Raw genomic sequence first — 17,201 nt, 5'->3', positions numbered from 1 at the left:
ACGCACCCGCCCGTACCGGCCCCAGACGAACGGGAAGGTCGAGCGCTTCAACCGCACCCTCGCCACGGAATGGGCTTACGCCCATCCCTATCGCACCGACGAGGCCCGCGCCGCGACCTACCCTGCCTGGCTGCATCACTACAACCACCACCGCCCCCACACCGGCATCGGCGGACTCACGCCCGCCGAACGCGTTCACAACCTCACTGGGAACTACAGCTAGATCGCGAGGCGCTCGGTGACGAGCGCCGCCAGCTCCTGCGCGTGCCGCTCGGCGGTCGCCTGGTCGGCGGCCTCCACCATCACGCGGATCATGGGCTCGGTGCCCGAGGCGCGCATGAGGATCCGCCCGGTGTCGCCCAGCTCGGCCTCCGCGCGCGCGACGGCCGCGTTCAGCTCGGCGTCGTCGGACACGCGCTCGCGGTCGACGCCGCGCACGTTGATCATCACCTGCGGGTAGACGGTCATCACCGAGGCGAGCTCGTGCAGGCTCCTGCCCGTCGCCGCCATCTCGCCGAGCAGCTGGATCCCGGTGAGGATCCCGTCGCCCGTGGTGGCGTGCTCCGCGATGACGAGGTGGCCGGACTGCTCGCCGCCGAGGGAGTAGCCGCCCTCGTTCATGGCCTCGAGCACGTAACGGTCGCCGACCCGGGTCTGCAGCACCGTGATGTCGTTCTCGGCCATCGCGATGCGGAGGCCGAGGTTGCTCATGACCGTCGCGACCAGGGTGCGCTCCACCAGCAGGCCGCGGCGGGCCATGGAGAGCGCGAGGACCGCCATGATCTGGTCGCCGTCGATGATCGCGCCGGTGTGGTCGACGGCGAGGCAGCGGTCGGCGTCGCCGTCGTAGGCGATGCCCACGTCGGCGCCGTGCCCGAGGACGGCCTCGGCCAGGAGGTCGAGGTGCGTGGATCCCACCCGGTCGTTGATGTTCATGCCGTCGGGGTCGTTGCCGATGACGGTCACGCGCGCGCCGGCGTCGGTGGAGACCTCGGGGCTGATGCCCGCCGCGGCGCCGTGCGCGCAGTCGAGGACCACGTGGATCCCGTCGAGCCGGTGCTGCAGCGTGCCGAGCAGGTGGAGGACGTAGCGGTCCTCGGCGTCGGCGAAGCGGCGGATGCGGCCGACGTCAGCTCCCGTGGGGAGCAGGACGGGCTGGCTCAGCTGCGCCTCGATGCGGTCCTCGAGCTCGTCGGCGAGCTTCCGTCCGCCCGCGGCGAAGAACTTGATCCCGTTGTCGGGAGCGGGGTTGTGCGATGCGGAGATCATCACGCCGAAGTCGGCGTCGAAGTCCGCGATGAGGTACGCCGTGGCCGGCGTCGGGATGACCCCGGCGTCGAACACGTCGACGCCGGAGCTCGCGAGGCCGGCGGCCACGGCCGCCGCGATGAACTCGCCGGACACCCGGGGATCCCGGGCGACGACCGCGACAGGTCGTCGTCCGGCATCCCGGGCGTCCTGGCCGAGCACATGCGCGGCGGCCTGGGCCAGGCGCAGGGCGAGGTCCGCGGTGATGGTCTCGCCGTTGGCGAGTCCGCGGACGCCGTCCGTGCCGAAGAGCCGGGGCATGGCTGCCGGTGTGCCCGAGCGCCTTAGCGCTTCGAGAACTGGGGCGCCTTGCGGGCCTTCTTGAGTCCGGCCTTCTTGCGCTCCTTGACGCGAGCGTCGCGGCTGAGGAAGCCGTTCTTCTTCAGCACGGCGCGGTTGTTCTCCTCGTCGATCTCGTTGAGGGCGCGGGCGATGCCGAGGCGCAGCGCGCCGGCCTGGCCGGAGGGGCCGCCGCCGGAGATGCGCGCGACGACGTCGTAGCTACCGAGGAGGTCGAGCACCTTGAACGGGTCGTTCACGAGCTGCTGGTGCAGCTTGTTGGGGAAGTAGTCCGCGAACTCACGGCCGTTGACCGTGATCGAGCCGGAGCCGGGGACGAGGCGCACGCGGGCGGTGGCCTGCTTGCGTCGTCCGACGGCGCCGCCGGACACGTTGAGGACCGCGCGGGGGGCCTTGGGGGCCTCCTCGTTCGGGGTCTCGGTCGAGAAGCTCTCGGGAGCCACGTCGAGGGAGTCTGAGATCTGAGCCACTGGGTTCGATTCCTTCTGAGGTCTTTGGTCGTCGCTGTCGGCAGCCGGAGCTACTGAGCGACCTGGCCGAGGGTGTACGGGGTGGGCTGCTGCGCAGCGTGGGGGTGCTCGGGGCCCGCGTAGACCTTGAGCTTCTTCAGCTGCGCCGCACCCAGCGAGTTCTTCGGCAGCATGCCGCGGATGGCCTTCTCGACCGCGCGCGTGGGGTGCTTCTCGAGCATCTCGACGTAGGTGGTGGCCGTGAGGCCGCCCGGGTAGCCGGAGTGGCGGTAGGCCAGCTTCTTCTCGAGCTTCTGGCCCGTGAGCGCCACCTTCTCGGCGTTGACGATGATCACGAAGTCGCCCATGTCCATGTGGGGGGCGAACGTGGCCTTGTGCTTGCCGCGCAGGAGCGCGGCGGCGTGGCTGGCGAGACGGCCGAGGACGATGTCCGTGGCGTCGATGACGACCCAGTCGTGCTGGACCTCACTGGCCTTGGGGGAATAGGTGCGCGTCATTGATCTGACTGCCTTCTTTTCGAGGTGAGATGGTCGTGGATCCCGCTCCGTGGGCGTTCGATGCGAACGCATCCGGTGGAGGGCTCAACCTTGTACGTCGTCGCACGCAGGCGTGCAGACAACCGGTTCAGAGTACGCGATCCGGGGCGATCAGGCAATCCCGGGCGTGTCGCGGATGCGGGCGAGGTCGCGCGCGGCCGCCGCGGCGCCCTCGACGATCGGGTCCACCTCGTGCGCGGCCCGCCGGGCTCGGGTGATCTCGTTGCGCGCCGCGAGCTCCTCATCGCGCGGGTAGCCCACCCGCTCGAGCACGAGGCCACGCGCCGGCATCACGGTGAACTCGCTCGTGCGCTCGCGGAGCTCGAGCAGCTCGCGGAGCCGGGCGACGGGGACGCGCCCCGACGCCGCCGCGACGCACGCGCCGACGAGCGCGCGCACCATGCTGTGGCAGAAGGCGTCCGCGCGGACGACCGCCTCGAGCGCGCCGTCCGCCGCCCGGATCCACGTGAGCTCCTGCAGCGTGCGGATGGTCGATGCCCCCTCGCGCGGCTTGCAGTACGCGGCGAAGTCGTGGAGGCCGAGGAGCGCGTCGGCCGCCTCCTGCAGCACGGCGGCGTCGAGCGCGACCGGGACCTCGACCGTGCGATGCCGCTGCAGCGGGTCGCGGGGGCCGTCGGCGTCCGCGACCCGGTAGCGGTACGCGCGCCAGGTGGCGGAGAAGCGCGCGTCGAAGCCGTCAGGCGCGGGGGCGCACGCGAGCACGACGACGTCGGACCGCGCGCCGAGCACGCCGTTCAGCCGGCGTGCGAGGGCGGAGGCGGCGCGAGCGGCGGTGGGGACGTGCTGCCCCTCCCCCGCGGTCGCCTCGGCGGCGCGCCCTCGCGGCGGCCGGTCGAGCGACGCGATCTGCGCCTCCGTGAGGTCGAGGTGCGCGACCTGGCCGGTCGCGTGCACGCCCGCATCGGTGCGTCCGGCGACGACGAGCGTCGGCGCGGGCGGCGTCCGGGCAAGCAGCTGCGCGAGCGCGTCCTCGAGGGATCCCTGCACGGTGCGGAGCCCGGGCTGCTTCGCCCAGCCGGCGAACCCCGTGCCGTCGTACGCGACGTCGAGACGGAGGCGCACGGCGGCGGGCTCCGCCCCGTCGACGTCGGTCATCGGGCGGCGGATCCCCGCGGACGCGTCATGCCGACCTCGCGCTCGTACACGGCCGAGCGGCTCGCCTGCGTGAAGCCGAGGTGCTCGTACAGGCCGAGCGCGCCGGTCGGGCTGTCGGAGTCGACGTCCAGGACCGCGCGATCGAGGCCCTCCGCGCGGAACGCGGCGAGGGCGGCGGAGAGGAGCGCCTGCGCGAGCCGCCGTCCGCGGAACTCGCGGCGCACTCCGACGAGCGCGACGTACGCGGACGAGTAGCCGGCCGCCTCCCAGTTCTGCGGGTGGATCTCCGTCATCGCGAACCCGGCCACCTGCGCGTCGTCGTCGTCACCCGTGACGGCGATCACCGAGAGGTCGTCGCGCGCGGTCGACAGCGACAGGAACGCCTCCCAGCGCTCGACGCTGATGGGCTCGGACCCCCAGTGGTCGCGGAACACGTCGTTTTTGGCGAGCCGGGTGCGCTCCCACCAATCGCGGGAGACGGGGATGAGTCGGAGCCGCTCGGGCGCCGGCACGTCGGGGAACTCGGCCCGGAGATCCCGGTGCATCTCGATGAAGTAGCGGCTGGGCGTGAAGCCGCGCGACGTCGCCAGGGCGGTCGCGCCGGCGGAATCGTCGGGGAACTCGACGCCGATGCGGGTCGGGACGGGGCCCTCGATGTGGTCCGCCGGCTGCGCGACCTCGAGCGCCTGCGTCGCGCGCGCGATCTGCCAGTCGAGCAGGCGCCCGCCGATGCCGCGGCGGCGGAGGTCGGGACGGACGCCGCCGGAGATGTGGCCGCGCACGACGGTCTCGTCGTCGGGCTTGACGATGGCGGAGCCCTCGGCCGCCAGGCGCCCGTCCGCGTCGAAGGCGACGATGGCGTCGCGTGCCAGGTCGACGTAGGAGAACCCCATGGACATGACGACCTCGTCGCGGGTGGGGCGGTGATCGGGGTGGTCGGCGTCGGCCAGGAGGCCCTGGAGCTCGACGAGCGCGTCGACGTCCGCATGCGCCATGGGGCGCCAGGTGATCCCGTCCGGCCCCTCGGGGAGCGGGATCGGTGCGCTGGAGGAGGGGTCGTCCGGCATGGTCGTGCTGCTGTCGGTCATCCAGCCAGGGTACCGGGGCCATGCGGGCGACCGGGCGGCCCGGACGCACGAGAGCCCCCGACGCGCAGGGCGGCGGGGGCTCTCAGGGTGGTGCGGTGCTACTTGTCGGACTTCTCCGCGGCGTCAGCCTCGACCTCGGCGGCGGCCGCGTCGGTCGTCTCCGCGGGGGTCTCGTCGGTGTGCTCGACGGCGTCGGTCTCCTCGACCGGCACGTCGGACTCCTCCGCGGGCGCCTCGGCGACCGGGGCCGCGGCGACCGGAGCCGTCGCGGTGGAGGTGCGCGACGAGCGGACCTTCGGGGTCACGGGCTCGAGCACGAGCTCGATCTGCACCATGGGGGCGTTGTCGCCCTTGCGGAAGCCGAGCTTCGTGATGCGGGTGTAGCCGCCGTCGCGCTCGGCGACGAGGGGGGCGATCTCCGTGAAGAGCTCGTGCACGACGCTCTTCGAGGGGATGATCCCCATGACGCGGCGGCGGGCGTGCAGGTCGCCGCGCTTGGCGAACGTCACGAGGCGCTCGGCGACGGGACGCAGGCGCTTGGCCTTCGTCTCGGTCGTCTTGATGGACTTGTGCTCGAAGAGGCTCTGGGCCAGGTTCGCGAGCATCAGGCGCTCGTGCGCCGGACCGCCTCCGAGGCGGGGACCCTTGGTGGGCTTGGGCATGGTCTTGTCTCCGTAGGTGTCGAAAGAAGGCGTCGGGCCGAGGCCGGACGGGTCAGTTGGTGGTGGTCTCGTCCTCGTCGTAGCTGTAGTAGTGCGCGCCGTCGAAGCCGGGGACGGCGTCCTTCAGCGACAGACCGAGCTCGACCAGCTTGTCCTTGACCTCATCCACCGACTTCTGTCCGAAGTTGCGGATGTTCATGAGCTGCGTCTCCGAGAGGGCGACGAGCTCGCTGACGTTGTGGATGCCCTCGCGCTTGAGGCAGTTGTACGACCGCACCGAGAGGTCGAGGTCCTCGATGGGCATCGACAGCTCGGAGCTGAGGACGGCGTCGACCGGCGCGGGGCCGATCTCGATGCCCTCTGCGGCCGAGTTGAGCTCCCGCGCCAGGCCGAACAGCTCGGTGAGCGTGCGACCGGCGGACGCGATGGCGTCGCGCGGCGTGATGGCCGACTTCGTCTCGACGTCGACCACGAGGCGGTCGAAGTCGGTGCGCTCGCCGGCACGGGTGGCCTCGACGCGGTAGGTGACCTTGAGCACGGGCGAGTAGATGGAGTCGACCGGGATCTGGCCAGCCTCGCTGAACTCGCTGCGGTTCTGGGTCGCCGAGACGTAGCCGCGACCGCGCTCGATCGTCAGCTCCAGCTCGAACTTCGCCTTCTCGTTGAGCGTGGCGATGACGAGCTCGGGGTTGTGGATCTCGACGCCGGCCGGAGCCGAGATGTCGGCGGCCGTGACCTGGCCCGCACCCTGCTTGCGCAGGTACGCGGTGATCGGCTCGTCGTGCTCGCTGGAGACGACGAGGCCCTTGATGTTGAGGATGATCTCGGTCACGTCCTCCTTCACGCCGGGGACGGTGCTGAACTCGTGCAGCACGCCGTCGATCCGGATGCTGGTGACGGCCGCGCCGGGGATGGACGACAGGAGGGTGCGGCGGAGCGAGTTGCCGAGCGTGTAGCCGAAGCCGGGCTCGAGCGGCTCGATGACGAACCGCGAGCGGAACTCCGAGATGGACTCCTCGGTGAGGGTGGGGCGCTGCGCAATGAGCACTGTGTTGTTTCCTTTCGGCGAGGCGTCCGCTATATGACGCCTGCGATGCCCCCCGGGTGGCGGCCCGGGCGGGTAGTAAATTGGTCGAACGGACACACGGCGGATCGGCCGACGCCGTCCCCTCCTGACGGAGCGGGACGGCAGCGGCCGATCAGCGCGAGCTAGACGCGGCGGCGCTTGGGCGGGCGGCAGCCGTTGTGCGCCTGCGGGGTGACGTCGTTGATCGAGCCCACCTCGAGGCCGGCGGCCTGGAGCGAGCGGATCGCGGTCTCGCGGCCGGAGCCGGGTCCCTTGACGAACACGTCGACCTTCTTCATGCCGTGCTCCTGTGCCTGGCGGGCGGCCGACTCGGCGGCGAGCTGAGCGGCGAACGGCGTCGACTTGCGCGAGCCGTTGTAGCCGACGACGCCCGAGGACGCCCAGCTGATGACGGCGCCGGTCGGGTCCGTGATCGAGACGATGGTGTTGTTGAAGGTGCTCTTGATGTGGGCCTGGCCCACGGCGATGTTCTTCTTGTCCTTGCGGCGCGGCTTGCGAACAGCCGACTTGGGTGCTGCCATGGAATTCTCCTGTGTCTACGGGTGGCGAGGCGCGGGCCGAGAGGCCTAGCGCGCCTTCTTCTTGCCGGCTACGGTGCGCTTCGGGCCCTTGCGGGTGCGAGCGTTGGTCTTCGTGCGCTGCCCGTGGACAGGGAGGCCGCGGCGGTGGCGGATGCCCTCGTAGCTGCCGATCTCGACCTTGCGGCGGATGTCGGCGGCGACCTCGCGTCGGAGGTCGCCCTCCACCTTGAAGTTGCCCTCGATGTAGTCGCGGAGCGCGATGAGCTGGTCATCGCTGAGGTCCTTGACGCGGATGTTCTTGTCGATGCCGGTGTCCTCGAGCGTCTTGACGCTGGAGGTACGGCCGACGCCGTAGATGTACGTGAGTGCGATCTCGACGCGCTTGTCGCGCGGGAGGTCGACGCCTGCTAGACGTGCCATTGAGGCTTCTCCTGGTGGTGGATGGAGGTCTGCAGCAGAGCCTGTGCATCGGCCTCCGACCGATGGTGTCCCCCGGATCCCTCAGGATCCCGGCTTCCGGCGCTGCTGTCGTTCTTATCTCGGGTGGTGCGGGTGGTGCCGTGCGGTCGTGCTGACTAGCCCTGGACCTGCTTGTGGCGCGGGTTCTCGCAGATGACGCGCACGCGCCCGTTGCGTCGGATGACCTTGCACTTCTCGCAGATCCTCTTGACGCTGGGATTGACCTTCATGATGCTTCCTTGCTTTCGTTCTCGCTGGCCTCGTGCCGCCGCGGATGCGGGGCCGTTCCTTGTGCAGCAGGCCTACTTGTAGCGGTAGACGATTCGGCCGCGGGTGAGGTCGTACGGGCTCAGCTCCACGATCACGCGGTCCTCGGGGAGGATGCGGATGTAGTGCTGACGCATCTTGCCCGAGATGTGGGCGAGGACCTTGTGCCCGTTGCTCAGCTCAACGCGGAACATCGCGTTCGGCAGAGCTTCGACAACTCCGCCTTCGATCTCGATGACGCCGTCTTTCTTGGCCATATAGCTCACTGTCGCTAGAGGTGGTGTCTGCTGTTCGTGCGGATGCGCATCATGGTGAGACGCAGGTGCTCGTGGGACGCCGGGAGGCGGCCGAGCACCAAGGGTCGAGAGTACGGCATCCCCGGGCGTGTCGCAATTCTCCCCGCGTGTCGCGGACGGATCCGCCGATCCTGCGCTAACGGACACCCGCCTGCGCCATCGGATGCGCGACGGGCCGGGCGGTCGCCCGTCCGGCCCGCGGTGGTGCGCCGGCTACGCGCGGTGGCGCGGTGCGCTGCGGCGGTCGGCCTGCGCCGCGTCGACGACGGCGACGAGATCGGGCGTCAGCGGGTGCTGGTCGTCGAGGCCCGTCACGCGGCGGACGAGGTCGGCAGCCGTGTCCGTCGCGAGGAGCCCCTGCAGCTCGAGCGCCTGCGGGTCGCCCGCGGGGTCGAACCGGAGCGCCTGGCCGACGGCGCGCACGAGCGCGTCGTGCGGGAGCCCGCGCTCGGCGAGCTGCGACGCGGGGCCGACGAAGCGCTCCTCGCGCGAGAGCTTGCGCAGGGGCTGGCGGCCGACGCGCTCGACGGTGTCGGCGAGCGCCGCGTTGGCGAAGCGCGCGAGGTTCTTCTCGCGGTACGCCGCCTGCTCGGACTCGTCCAGCCCGTGCTTGGCGACGAGCAGCGCGCTCGTCTCCTCGAGCACCTGGCGCACCTCGTCGGCGACCTCGGGGATCGCCATCGCGTCCGACTGGCTCACGGCGCCGCGCGCGTAGCCGTGGTACGCGACGGTGGCGTGCCCCGTGTTCACCGTGAAGAGCTTCCGCTCGATGTAGGGCGCGAGGTCGTCGACGAACGTGGCGCCCGCGATATCGGGAACGGCGTCGCCGAACGGCGTGCGCTCCACGACCCACTCCGAGAAGTCCTCGACGGTGACGTCGAGGCCCGCAGCGGGATCCTGGTTCGGCACGATGCGGTCGACGGCCGTATTGGCGAAGACCGCGCGTCCGAGGGCGTCGGTCTCGTCGCCGAGGGCCTTCGCGATCTCGTCGCGCAGGGTGTCGGTCGCGTTGATCGCGTTCTCGCAGGCCATCACGGCGACGGGACCGAGATCCGCGGAGCGCGCGCGGAGGCCGGCGGCGATCGCGGGGGCGACGAAGCGGAGGATGTTCGGGCCCACCGCCGTGGTCACGACGTCGGCGGTCGCGATCTCCGCGATGAGCGCCTCGCCGTCCGCCGCGCTGTCGATCGCCCGGAAGCCCGTGACCGTCCAGTCGCGGGCGTGCGGGCCGACCTCGGTGACGCGGTAGGAGTCGGCGGACGCCAGGTGCCCGATGAGCTCGGCGTTGACGTCGGCGAAGACGACCTCGTAGCCGGCCTCGTGCAGGATCAGCCCGACGAAGCCGCGGCCGATGTTGCCGGCGCCGAAGTGGACGGCCTTCACGCCTCGTTCACCTCGGCCAGGAGGGCGTACAGCGCCTCGGCGTCCGGGGCGTCGAGGAGCTTCTGCACCTCGTCGTCGTCGCTGAAGATGATGGCGATCTTGCTGAGGATCTCGAGGTGGCCGCCGTCCTTGCCGGCGATGCCGACGACGAAGCGCACCTCGTTGCCCGCCCAGTCGATGGGGGCGTCGTAGCGGACGAAGGAGAGGGCCGAATCGAGGATCGTGTCCTTGCCCTCGTTGGTGCCGTGCGGGATGGCGAGGAGGTTGCCCATGTAGGTGGAGACGCTCTTCTCGCGCTCGAGCATGTACCCCTGGTACTCGGGGGTGACGGCGCCCGCGGCGACGAGGATGCCCGCCGCCTCGGCGATGGCCTCCTCGACGGAGGACGCGATGCCGCCGACGCGGATCTGGGCGGGTTCGAGGACGTTCGACATGGTGCTCCTGACGTGTGTGCGTGGTGCGGGGGCCGGGCGGTGCCGGGCGGCTCGGCCCGGCCCCCGCGATGCGGTGGTGCGGGGTCCGCCGCGGGGGCGGACCCGGGTATCAGCTGTCCGAGCGCTGCTTCCGGACCAGCTCCACGATCTCGTCGTAGCGCGGCGAGTTCATGAAGTTGTCGACGGAGACGTGCTCCGACGACGGGCTCTTCTGACGGGCGCGGTCGGTGAGCTCGCGCTGCGTGATCACGAGGTCGGCCGTGCCGTCGAGGGCGGCGATCGCCTTGTTGACGACCGTGACCTCGGTGAGGCCGGCCTTCTTCATCTTGTTGCGGAGCACCGAGGCGCCCATGGCGGACGAGCCCATGCCGGCGTCGCAGGCGAACACGATGTCCTGGATGCGGGTGGCCGTGGCCGTCCCGCCGTCCGTGCCCGTGCTGGATGCGCCGTCGGCGAGGCCGCCGACCGTGCCGGCGGTGCCGGTCTCGGCGCCGAGGCCCGAGAGGATCGAGGACTCCTTGCCCTTGTTGGCCTGCGTGGCCTGGACCGCGGCGCCGAAGTCGCCGTCGCTCTTCTTGCCGGTGCGGAGGATGACCGCCGCGACGACGAAGGTGACCGAGGCCGAGATGATCACGGAGAGGATCACGCCGAGGAAGCTGTCGCTCGCAGTCTGGCCGAGCACGGCGATGATGCTGCCGGGCGACGCCGGTGCGCGGAGGCCCGAGCCGAACGCGACGTTGGTCGCGACGCCGGACGCGCCACCCGCGATGACCGCGAGGAACAGGAGCGGCCTGGAGAGCACGTACGGGAAGTAGATCTCGTGGATGCCGCCGACGAACTGGATGAGGATCGCGCCGGGAGCGGTGGAGCGCGCCGCGCCCGCGCCGAAGATGGCGAAGGCGAGGAGCACGCCGAGACCGGGGCCGGGGTTCGCCTCGAGCAGGAACAGGATGCTCTTGCCCTTCTCGAGCGACTCCGCGGTGCCCAGCGGCGTGAGGATGCCCTGGTTGATGGCGTTGTTGAGGAACAGGACCTTGGCCGGCTCGATCACGATGCTCGTGAGGGGCAGCAGGTTGTTGTCCACGAGGAAGCCGACGCCGCCGCCGAGGACCGACGTGATCGCGCGGATGACGGGCGTGAGGCCGAAGTAGGCGCCGACCGCGAAGACCGCGCCGAGGATGCCGGCGGAGAAGTTGTTGACCAGCATCTCGAAGCCGGGGCGGATCCGGTCGATCCAGAGCCGCTCGATGACCTTGAGCAGGTACGCCGCGAGCGGGCCCGTGATCATGGCGCCGAGGAACATCGGGCTGCCGCCGTCGTAGTAGGGCTCGCCGATCGTGCCGACGATGACGCCCATGGTGGCGATGGTCGCGACCACGCCGCCGCGGGTGTCGTAGACCATGCGGCCGCCGGTGTTCGCGATGAGCAGCGGCAGCATGAAGAACAGGATCGGCGCGATGAGGGTCGCGATGTCGGCGTTCGGCAGGTAGCCGGTCGGGATGAAGAGGGCCGTGAGCAGGCCCCAGGCGATGAACGCCGCGATGTTCGGCATGATCATGCCGCTGAGGAACGTGCCGAACTTCTGCACGCCGAGCCGCACGGACTGTCCCGTGCTGCGGGTGGGTGACGTCGTCGTCATGGGGGTGGTGCTCCTGTCGTGGTGATGGCGGGCCTGCTGTGACCCGCCTGCTGCGGTGAGGGACGTGCGGTGATGCGGGACGTGCGGTGGTGCGGTGGAGAGGGCCGTGCGGTGGGTCGGTGGTGCGGGTCAGACGGTGGCGGGCGCCGATGCCGCGGTGACCGCGGCGCGCGCCTCGACGGCGCTGTCGGCGGCGAGGGCGACGGCGGCCAGGGCCTCCGCCTCCTCGCGCGTGTGGAGGGCGAGCTCGGCGCGCACGTCGGCGAGGGCCGCGGGCGACATCGAGAGGCTGGTGGCGCCGAGGCCGACGAGCACGACGGCGAGCAGCGGGTCGGCCGCGGCCTCGCCGCAGATCCCGACGGGCTTGCCGAGCTCGCGGCCCGCGGTGCCGACCTCCTGCACGAGGCGGAGGACGGCGGGGTGCCACGGGTCCTGGAAGGCGGCCACGGATCCCAGCAGCCGGTCGGCCGCGAGCGTGTACTGCGTCAGGTCGTTGGTGCCGATGCTCGCGAAGTCGGCGTTGGCGAGGATCCGGTCGGCGAGGAGCGCGGAGGACGGGACCTCCACCATCACGCCGACCGTCGTGAGGCCCAGCTCGCGGCCGAGCGCCGTGAAGTAGCGCGCCTCCTCGACGGTCGAGACCATGGGCGCCATGACCCACAGGTCGGCGTCGGTGGCGGCGTCGGCCTGGGCGAGCGCGGTGAGCTGGTCGCGGAGGATCTGCTCGTTGGCCCGCAGCGCGCGGAGTCCGCGGAGCCCGAGGGCCGGGTTCTCCTCGTCGGCGTCGTTGAGGAAGCTCAGCGGCTTGTCGGCGCCGGCGTCGAGCGCGCGCACGACGACCTTCTTGCCGGGGAACGCCTCGAGGAGCCGCGTGTAGTGCTCGCGCTGCTCGTCGACGGTCGGCGCGCTCGTGGCGTCGAGGAAGAGGAACTCGGTGCGGAAGAGGCCGACGCCCTCGGCGCCCTTCTCGACCGCGTCGGCCGCGCCGTCGGCGGATCCGAGGTTGGCGAGCAACGGGATCGTGGTGCCGTCGGACAGCGCGCCGGGGCCGGTGGGCACGTCGACGCGCGCCTTCCTCGCCGCGATGGCGTCGCGCGCGGCGGACTCCTCCGCGGGCGTCGGGGCGACCGTGACGGCGCCCGTGAGCGCGTCGACCACGACGGTCTCCCCGTCGGCGAGGTCCTTCGCCTCTGCGACGCCGACGACCGCGACGATCGCCTTCTCGCGGGCGAGGATCGCCGTGTGCGAGGTGGGGCCGCCGTCGGTCGTGATGAGCGCGAGCACCTTGTCGAGGTCGAGCAGCGCGGTGTCGGCGGGGGCGAGGTCGCGGGCGACGAGCACGAAGGCGTGGTCGGGATCCGGCACGCCGGGGGCGGCGACGCCCTGCAGGTGCGCGACGACGCGCTGGGAGACGTCGTCGAGGTCGGTGGCGCGCTCGCCCATGTAGCCGCCCATGCTGAGGAGCAGGTCGCGGAATCCGGCGAAGGCCTCGTGCACGGCGCGCTCGGCGGTGCGGCCGGTGGCGAGGCGCGCGGTGATGTCGTCGACGAGCGTGGGGTCCTCGGCCATGAACGCCTGCGCCTCGAGCACGTCCTTCGCGGCGCCGCCGGCCTTCTCCCCGCGGATGCGGATGTCGGCGGCGGTCGCGGCGAGCGACGCGCTCACGCGGATGCGCTCCTCGTCGGCGGTCAGGGTGCTGGGGGTGTCGGCGGGCTCGGGCAGCGGGTCGGGCATCCGGATGACGGGTCCGACGGCGGATCCCCGGCCGATGCCGATGCCGTTCAGGGTGCGGGAGCTCATGCGGCGTCCAGGTCCGACTCGAGGAGCGTGGCGAGGTCGGTGACGACCTGCTCGGCGTTCTCGCCCTCGGCGGAGACGACGACCTCGTCGCCCGTGTCGACGCCCAGGGAGATCACGCCCAGGATGCTCGCGGCGTTGACGCTGCGGTCGCCCTTGGCGAGCTGCACGGGGATCCCGGCCTTCGCGGCGGCCTGCGTGAACAGCGAGGCGGGGCGGGCGTGCAGCCCGTGCGACGAGGCGATGGTGACGGTGCGTTCTGCCATGGTGGCTCCTTCGGTCGGCCCCGTCGTCGGGGCCCTGGTGGGCGGTCGTCGTGCGGTCGTGCGGGGGATGCGGTGCTGCGGGTCGTGCGGTGTCGGCGCGGGCGCCGGTGGTCAGGCGCCGGGCGGGGATCCGCCGACGGGACGCCCGTGCAGCCCCGGGGCCAGGCGGAGCGAGCGGGCGCCCTGGCGCATGGCGGCGACGGCCCGGTCGAGCGCGGCACGCGCGCCCTCGGGACGCGCGGCGTCGGCGTCGAGGAGCACGGCGGTCGCGCCCTCGTCGGCGGCGGCCTCGCGCACGGCGTCGAGGCGGTCGGCGAGGTGGGCCCCGAGGAGGACGACGTCCATTCCCGCGGCGTCGACGCGCACCTGGGCGATGGATCCGGCGACGGCCTCGATCTCGAGCCCGTCCGCCTCCGCGAGCGCGCGGAGCCGCTGGGCGAGGAACGTGCTGGATGCGCCGGAGCCGCAGACGACGAGGATCCTCCCGGTCATGCTGTGCCTCCTCGCGTCGTCGCTGGTCGTCCCATCGTGCTCCGCCCCCGGCCCCGTGTGCCAGCAGAGCCCTTTCCGCAGGGTAGGAAGACGACGCCGGCGCCCGCCCCGGCGGGCGTGGGACGGGGGTGCGGATGGTTGACTCGTCTCCGACAGCCGCACGCTCCGTCCGCCACCCGGGGACGCGAGCCGGCCGCGCAGGGAGACGACCATGCTGAGCGAGAACCAGGAGCGGCTGCTGGACTACCTGTCCACGGCCGACCGCTGGGTCGAGGCCGGCGAGCTCGCGGACCGCCTCGGGGTCACCACGCGCAGCGTGCGCAACTACGTCACCGCCGTGCGGGAGCGTTCGACCGTGGCCATCGCCTCCTCCCCCGACGGCTACCGGATCGACGCCGGCAGCTACGCCCGCCACCTCGGGACGCGCTCGGGCGCCGACCAGCAGGGCACGCCCCGCGACCGCCTGCACGCGCTCGTCCGCCGCCTCGGCGACGCGCCCGACGGCCTCGACGTCTTCGCGCTCGCGGACGAGCTGCACGTGAGCGAGTCCACCGTCGAGGCGGACCTCCGCAAGGTGCGCGCGCTCGTCGAGGACGCCGGGCTCGCCCTCCGCCGCACCGGATCCATCGCCGTCCTCGAGGGATCCGAGCGCGACTTCCGCCGGCTGCTGTCGCGCATGTTCCGCGACGAGAGCGCGCAGGGCTTCCTGCCGCTCGAGACGGTGCAGCGGGAGTTCGCCTCCGACTCGCTGCGCGCGTTCAAGACGGACCTCGTCCGCGAGCTCACCGAGGGCGGCTTCTTCGTCAACGAGTACGGCGTCGACAACGTGCTGCTGCACGTGGCGATCGCGGTCGACCGGCTCGCGCGGTCGCCGCGGCGGACGGACGCCGGCGCGGATCCGTCCGCGGGCGCCGACCTCGACCCCGCGCCGGCCGCCGACGACGCGGCCGAGGGACCTGCCGCCGCCGACCCCACCGCCCTCGCGATCCGCGCCGTGCTCGCCCGCCTGCTCGCCGCCCACTTCGACGTGCCCGTGCCCGCCGGCGACGTCGCCTACCTCGCGCTCCTCGTGCGCACGCGCGTCGTCACGCCCGGCAACGAGCAGTCGCTGGCGACCGTGATGCGCGAGCACGTCGTCGAGAGCGACCTCGACGTGGTGCGCGCCATCGTCCGCCGCGTGAAGCAGGAGTACCTGGTGGACCTCGAGGACGAGGACTTCACGGTGCGCTTCTCCCTGCACCTCGGCAACCTCGTGGCCCGCGCCGCCGACCGCTCCTTCTCCCGCAACCCGCTCGCGCGCTCCATCAAGACCTCCTACCCGATGACGTACGAGATCGCGGTGTTCATCGCGAGCGAGGTGCAGCGGCGACGCGGGATCGCGATCAACGACGACGAGATCGCGTACATCGCCCTGCACGTGGGCTCGCACCGGGAGCGCATCGCCCGACGCGACGACCGGGTCGCGTGCGCGCTCGTCTGCCCGAACTACTACGACCTGCACCAGATCATGCGGCAGCGCATCGAGCAGGCGCTGGGCGCCGATATCAGCGTGGACGCCGTCGTCACGCGCACCGACGTCGACGCGGACGCCCTCGGGGTGCAGCTCGTGATCAACGCCACCGGCACGCGTCCGCCCGGCGACGACGTCGTGGTCGTCCAGCCGCTGCCGACGCCCGACGACATCGAGTCGATCCGCCAGGCCGTCGCCCGCGTCCGCCGGCACGCGCGCCGGAGCTCCATGAAGCACGACCTGCTGCGCTTCCTCGACGAGTCGCTGTTCTTCCGCGACCTGCACGCGCCCGACGAGGAGGCGATGATCCGGCTGCTCGGCGGCAAGATGGTGGAGCAGGGCATCATCGAGCCCGAGTACATCGACGGGGCCATCGAGCGCGAGCGCCTCTCGTCGACCGCGTTCACCGACACGCTCGCCGTGCCGCACTCGCTCGCGATGACGGCGCATCGCACGGCCATCGCGATCGTGGTCAACGACGAGGCGATGCAGTGGGGCGGCAACCGCGTGCACGTGGTCGCGCTCGTCGCCTTCAGCGCGAGCGGCCGCACGAGCTTCCAGCACGTCTTCGACCAGTTCGTCGAGGTCTTCTCCGACCACCGCGACGTGCAGGCCATCATGCGGGCGTCGGGATCGCACGGCTCCTTCATCGAGGAGCTCGTGCACGTCATGGACACCTGAGCGCGGCCGTCCCCGCTCAGCGGGTCGGACGGAGCCGTCGGGCCCGGGTCAGGGCGCGACGGGCGTGATGCCCAGCGGCACGAGGCGCGACGCCCCGCCGTCCGCGAGCGTCAGCACCCAGATGCCGCGCGCGTGCACCGCGACCGAGTGCTCCCAGTGCGAGGCCATGCTGCCGTCGACCGTGGCGACGGTCCAGTCGTCGTCGAGGACGCGCGTCTCCGCCTCGCCGTCGGTGATCATCGGCTCGATGGCGACGACGAGCCCCGGCTTCACCGCAGGCCCCTTGCCGCGCACGCGGTAGTTGAAGATCGGCGGATCCTCGTGCATGCTCCGCCCGATGCCGTGGCCCGTGTAGTCCATGACGATGCTGAAGGCGCCTGCCGCCTCGACGCTCTCCTCGACGGCCTCGCCCACCTCGTTGAGGTACGACGCGGTCGCGAGCCGGGCGATGCCCGCCCAGAGCGAGTCCTCGGTGACGCGGGACAGGCGCTCGCGGGCCTCCACGACGTCGGGGCGCGCGGGATCCGGCACCACGACGGTCATGGCGGAGTCGCCGTTCCAGCCGTCGATCTCCGCGCCGCTGTCCACCGAGACGATGTCGCCCGGCTGCAGCACGCGGTCGCCGGGGATGCCGTGCACGACCTCGTCGTTGACGGAGACGCACACCGTGTGGCGGTAGCCCGGCACGAGCTGGAAGTTGGAGTGCCCGCCGAGCGCGCGGATGGCGGCGTCGGCTGCCGCGTCGAGCTCGCCCGTCGTGATGCCAGGGGCGATGAGCTCGCGCACGGCGTCGAGCGACGCGGCGGTCGCGAGGCCGGGGGCGACCATGCGGCGGATCTCGTCCGGGGTCTTGTAGATCCCCGGCGTGCGGCGGAGCGCGCCCACGTCG

20 protein-coding genes are annotated in these 17,201 nt (G+C 71.9%); 2 read left to right on the top strand and 18 right to left on the bottom strand.

Annotated elements, in window-relative coordinates:
* The coding region (locus tag HDR73_RS02375; protein ID WP_287136204.1) for an integrase core domain-containing protein at positions 1–223 on the top strand (223 nt) is incomplete at its 5' end.
* Here the strand turns inward: HDR73_RS02375 and glmM are convergent.
* The 17 genes from glmM to HDR73_RS02290 form a co-directional block, all read right to left on the bottom strand.
* A complete protein-coding gene (glmM, locus tag HDR73_RS02370) occupies positions 220–1,569 on the bottom strand; it encodes a phosphoglucosamine mutase (protein ID WP_012297783.1) in 1,350 nt (449 codons plus the stop codon). The two genes, HDR73_RS02375 and glmM, sit on opposite strands and share 4 nt — an antisense overlap.
* 23 nt (positions 1,570–1,592) lie before the next feature.
* Positions 1,593–2,078: a 30S ribosomal protein S9 gene (gene rpsI / locus HDR73_RS02365; RefSeq protein ID WP_012297782.1), complete on the bottom strand. Its 486-nt coding sequence runs from the start codon at positions 2,076–2,078 to the stop codon at positions 1,593–1,595.
* A gap of 50 nt (positions 2,079–2,128) precedes the next feature.
* Positions 2,129–2,575 (bottom strand): 50S ribosomal protein L13, encoded by a 447-nt coding sequence (gene rplM, locus HDR73_RS02360; RefSeq protein ID WP_012039269.1) that lies wholly within the window; start codon positions 2,573–2,575, stop codon positions 2,129–2,131.
* Positions 2,576–2,725: 150 nt separating this feature from the next.
* Positions 2,726–3,730, bottom strand: coding sequence for a tRNA pseudouridine(38-40) synthase TruA (truA, locus tag HDR73_RS02355; RefSeq protein WP_041464293.1), 1,005 nt, complete (start codon positions 3,728–3,730; stop codon positions 2,726–2,728).
* Complete coding sequence (locus tag HDR73_RS02350) at positions 3,727–4,818, bottom strand: GNAT family N-acetyltransferase (RefSeq protein ID WP_106408666.1); 1,092 nt, start codon at positions 4,816–4,818, stop codon at positions 3,727–3,729. Before HDR73_RS02350 ends, truA begins: the two co-directional genes overlap by 4 nt.
* A 98-nt stretch (positions 4,819–4,916) precedes the next feature.
* Positions 4,917–5,480, bottom strand: a complete 564-nt coding sequence (gene rplQ / locus HDR73_RS02345) for a 50S ribosomal protein L17 (RefSeq protein ID WP_012297778.1) — start codon at positions 5,478–5,480, stop codon at positions 4,917–4,919.
* A gap of 52 nt (positions 5,481–5,532) precedes the next feature.
* Positions 5,533–6,528, bottom strand: coding sequence for a DNA-directed RNA polymerase subunit alpha (locus HDR73_RS02340; protein WP_012297777.1), 996 nt, complete (start codon positions 6,526–6,528; stop codon positions 5,533–5,535).
* 161 nt (positions 6,529–6,689) lie between these two features.
* A complete protein-coding gene (gene rpsK / locus HDR73_RS02335) occupies positions 6,690–7,088 on the bottom strand; it encodes a 30S ribosomal protein S11 (RefSeq protein WP_012039274.1) in 399 nt (132 codons plus the stop codon).
* Positions 7,089–7,133: 45 nt separating this feature from the next.
* Positions 7,134–7,508, bottom strand: a complete 375-nt coding sequence (gene rpsM / locus HDR73_RS02330; RefSeq protein WP_012297776.1) for a 30S ribosomal protein S13 — start codon at positions 7,506–7,508, stop codon at positions 7,134–7,136.
* Between the two features lie 155 nt (positions 7,509–7,663).
* On the bottom strand, positions 7,664–7,777 hold the full coding sequence (rpmJ, locus tag HDR73_RS02325) for a 50S ribosomal protein L36 (RefSeq protein ID WP_012297775.1): 114 nt from the start codon (positions 7,775–7,777) through the stop codon (positions 7,664–7,666).
* 72 nt (positions 7,778–7,849) lie between these two features.
* The gene (infA, locus tag HDR73_RS02320; RefSeq protein WP_012039277.1) at positions 7,850–8,071 is read right to left on the bottom strand and encodes a translation initiation factor IF-1; all 222 of its coding nucleotides are present in this window, start codon (positions 8,069–8,071) and stop codon (positions 7,850–7,852) included.
* A gap of 252 nt (positions 8,072–8,323) precedes the next feature.
* On the bottom strand, positions 8,324–9,493 hold the full coding sequence (locus HDR73_RS02315; RefSeq protein ID WP_012297774.1) for a mannitol-1-phosphate 5-dehydrogenase: 1,170 nt from the start codon (positions 9,491–9,493) through the stop codon (positions 8,324–8,326).
* Positions 9,490–9,927: a PTS mannitol transporter subunit IIA gene (locus HDR73_RS02310; RefSeq protein WP_012297773.1), complete on the bottom strand. Its 438-nt coding sequence runs from the start codon at positions 9,925–9,927 to the stop codon at positions 9,490–9,492. The genes HDR73_RS02315 and HDR73_RS02310 overlap by 4 nt, the downstream gene beginning before the upstream one ends.
* A 109-nt stretch (positions 9,928–10,036) precedes the next feature.
* Positions 10,037–11,566, bottom strand: a complete 1,530-nt coding sequence (locus HDR73_RS02305; protein ID WP_012297772.1) for a PTS mannitol transporter subunit IIBC — start codon at positions 11,564–11,566, stop codon at positions 10,037–10,039.
* A gap of 129 nt (positions 11,567–11,695) precedes the next feature.
* Positions 11,696–13,366 carry a phosphoenolpyruvate--protein phosphotransferase gene (ptsP, locus tag HDR73_RS02300; protein WP_086935880.1) on the bottom strand — a complete coding sequence of 557 codons (1,671 nt, stop codon included), beginning with the start codon at positions 13,364–13,366 and terminating at the stop codon, positions 11,696–11,698.
* Positions 13,363–13,629, bottom strand: a complete 267-nt coding sequence (locus HDR73_RS02295; protein ID WP_012039282.1) for an HPr family phosphocarrier protein — start codon at positions 13,627–13,629, stop codon at positions 13,363–13,365. The genes ptsP and HDR73_RS02295 overlap by 4 nt, the downstream gene beginning before the upstream one ends.
* A gap of 111 nt (positions 13,630–13,740) precedes the next feature.
* Positions 13,741–14,121: a PTS sugar transporter subunit IIB gene (locus HDR73_RS02290; RefSeq protein ID WP_012297770.1), complete on the bottom strand. Its 381-nt coding sequence runs from the start codon at positions 14,119–14,121 to the stop codon at positions 13,741–13,743.
* 211 nt (positions 14,122–14,332) lie between these two features.
* Here HDR73_RS02290 and HDR73_RS02285 point away from each other — a divergent pair, with 211 nt between their 5' ends.
* Positions 14,333–16,312, top strand: coding sequence for a BglG family transcription antiterminator (locus HDR73_RS02285; RefSeq protein WP_012297769.1), 1,980 nt, complete (start codon positions 14,333–14,335; stop codon positions 16,310–16,312).
* Positions 16,313–16,360: 48 nt separating this feature from the next.
* Here HDR73_RS02285 and map read toward each other — a convergent pair whose 3' ends face one another.
* A complete protein-coding gene (gene map, locus HDR73_RS02280) occupies positions 16,361–17,197 on the bottom strand; it encodes a type I methionyl aminopeptidase (RefSeq protein WP_012297768.1) in 837 nt (278 codons plus the stop codon).
* Positions 17,198–17,201 lie beyond the last annotated feature (4 nt).

It is taken from the genome of Clavibacter sp. (genome assembly GCF_014802555.1).
Taxonomy (GTDB): Bacteria; Actinomycetota; Actinomycetes; order Actinomycetales; family Microbacteriaceae; genus Clavibacter; species Clavibacter sepedonicus.
The sequence above is the reverse complement of the archived record's forward strand: the minus strand, read 5'-3'. Positions and strand labels throughout refer to the sequence as shown.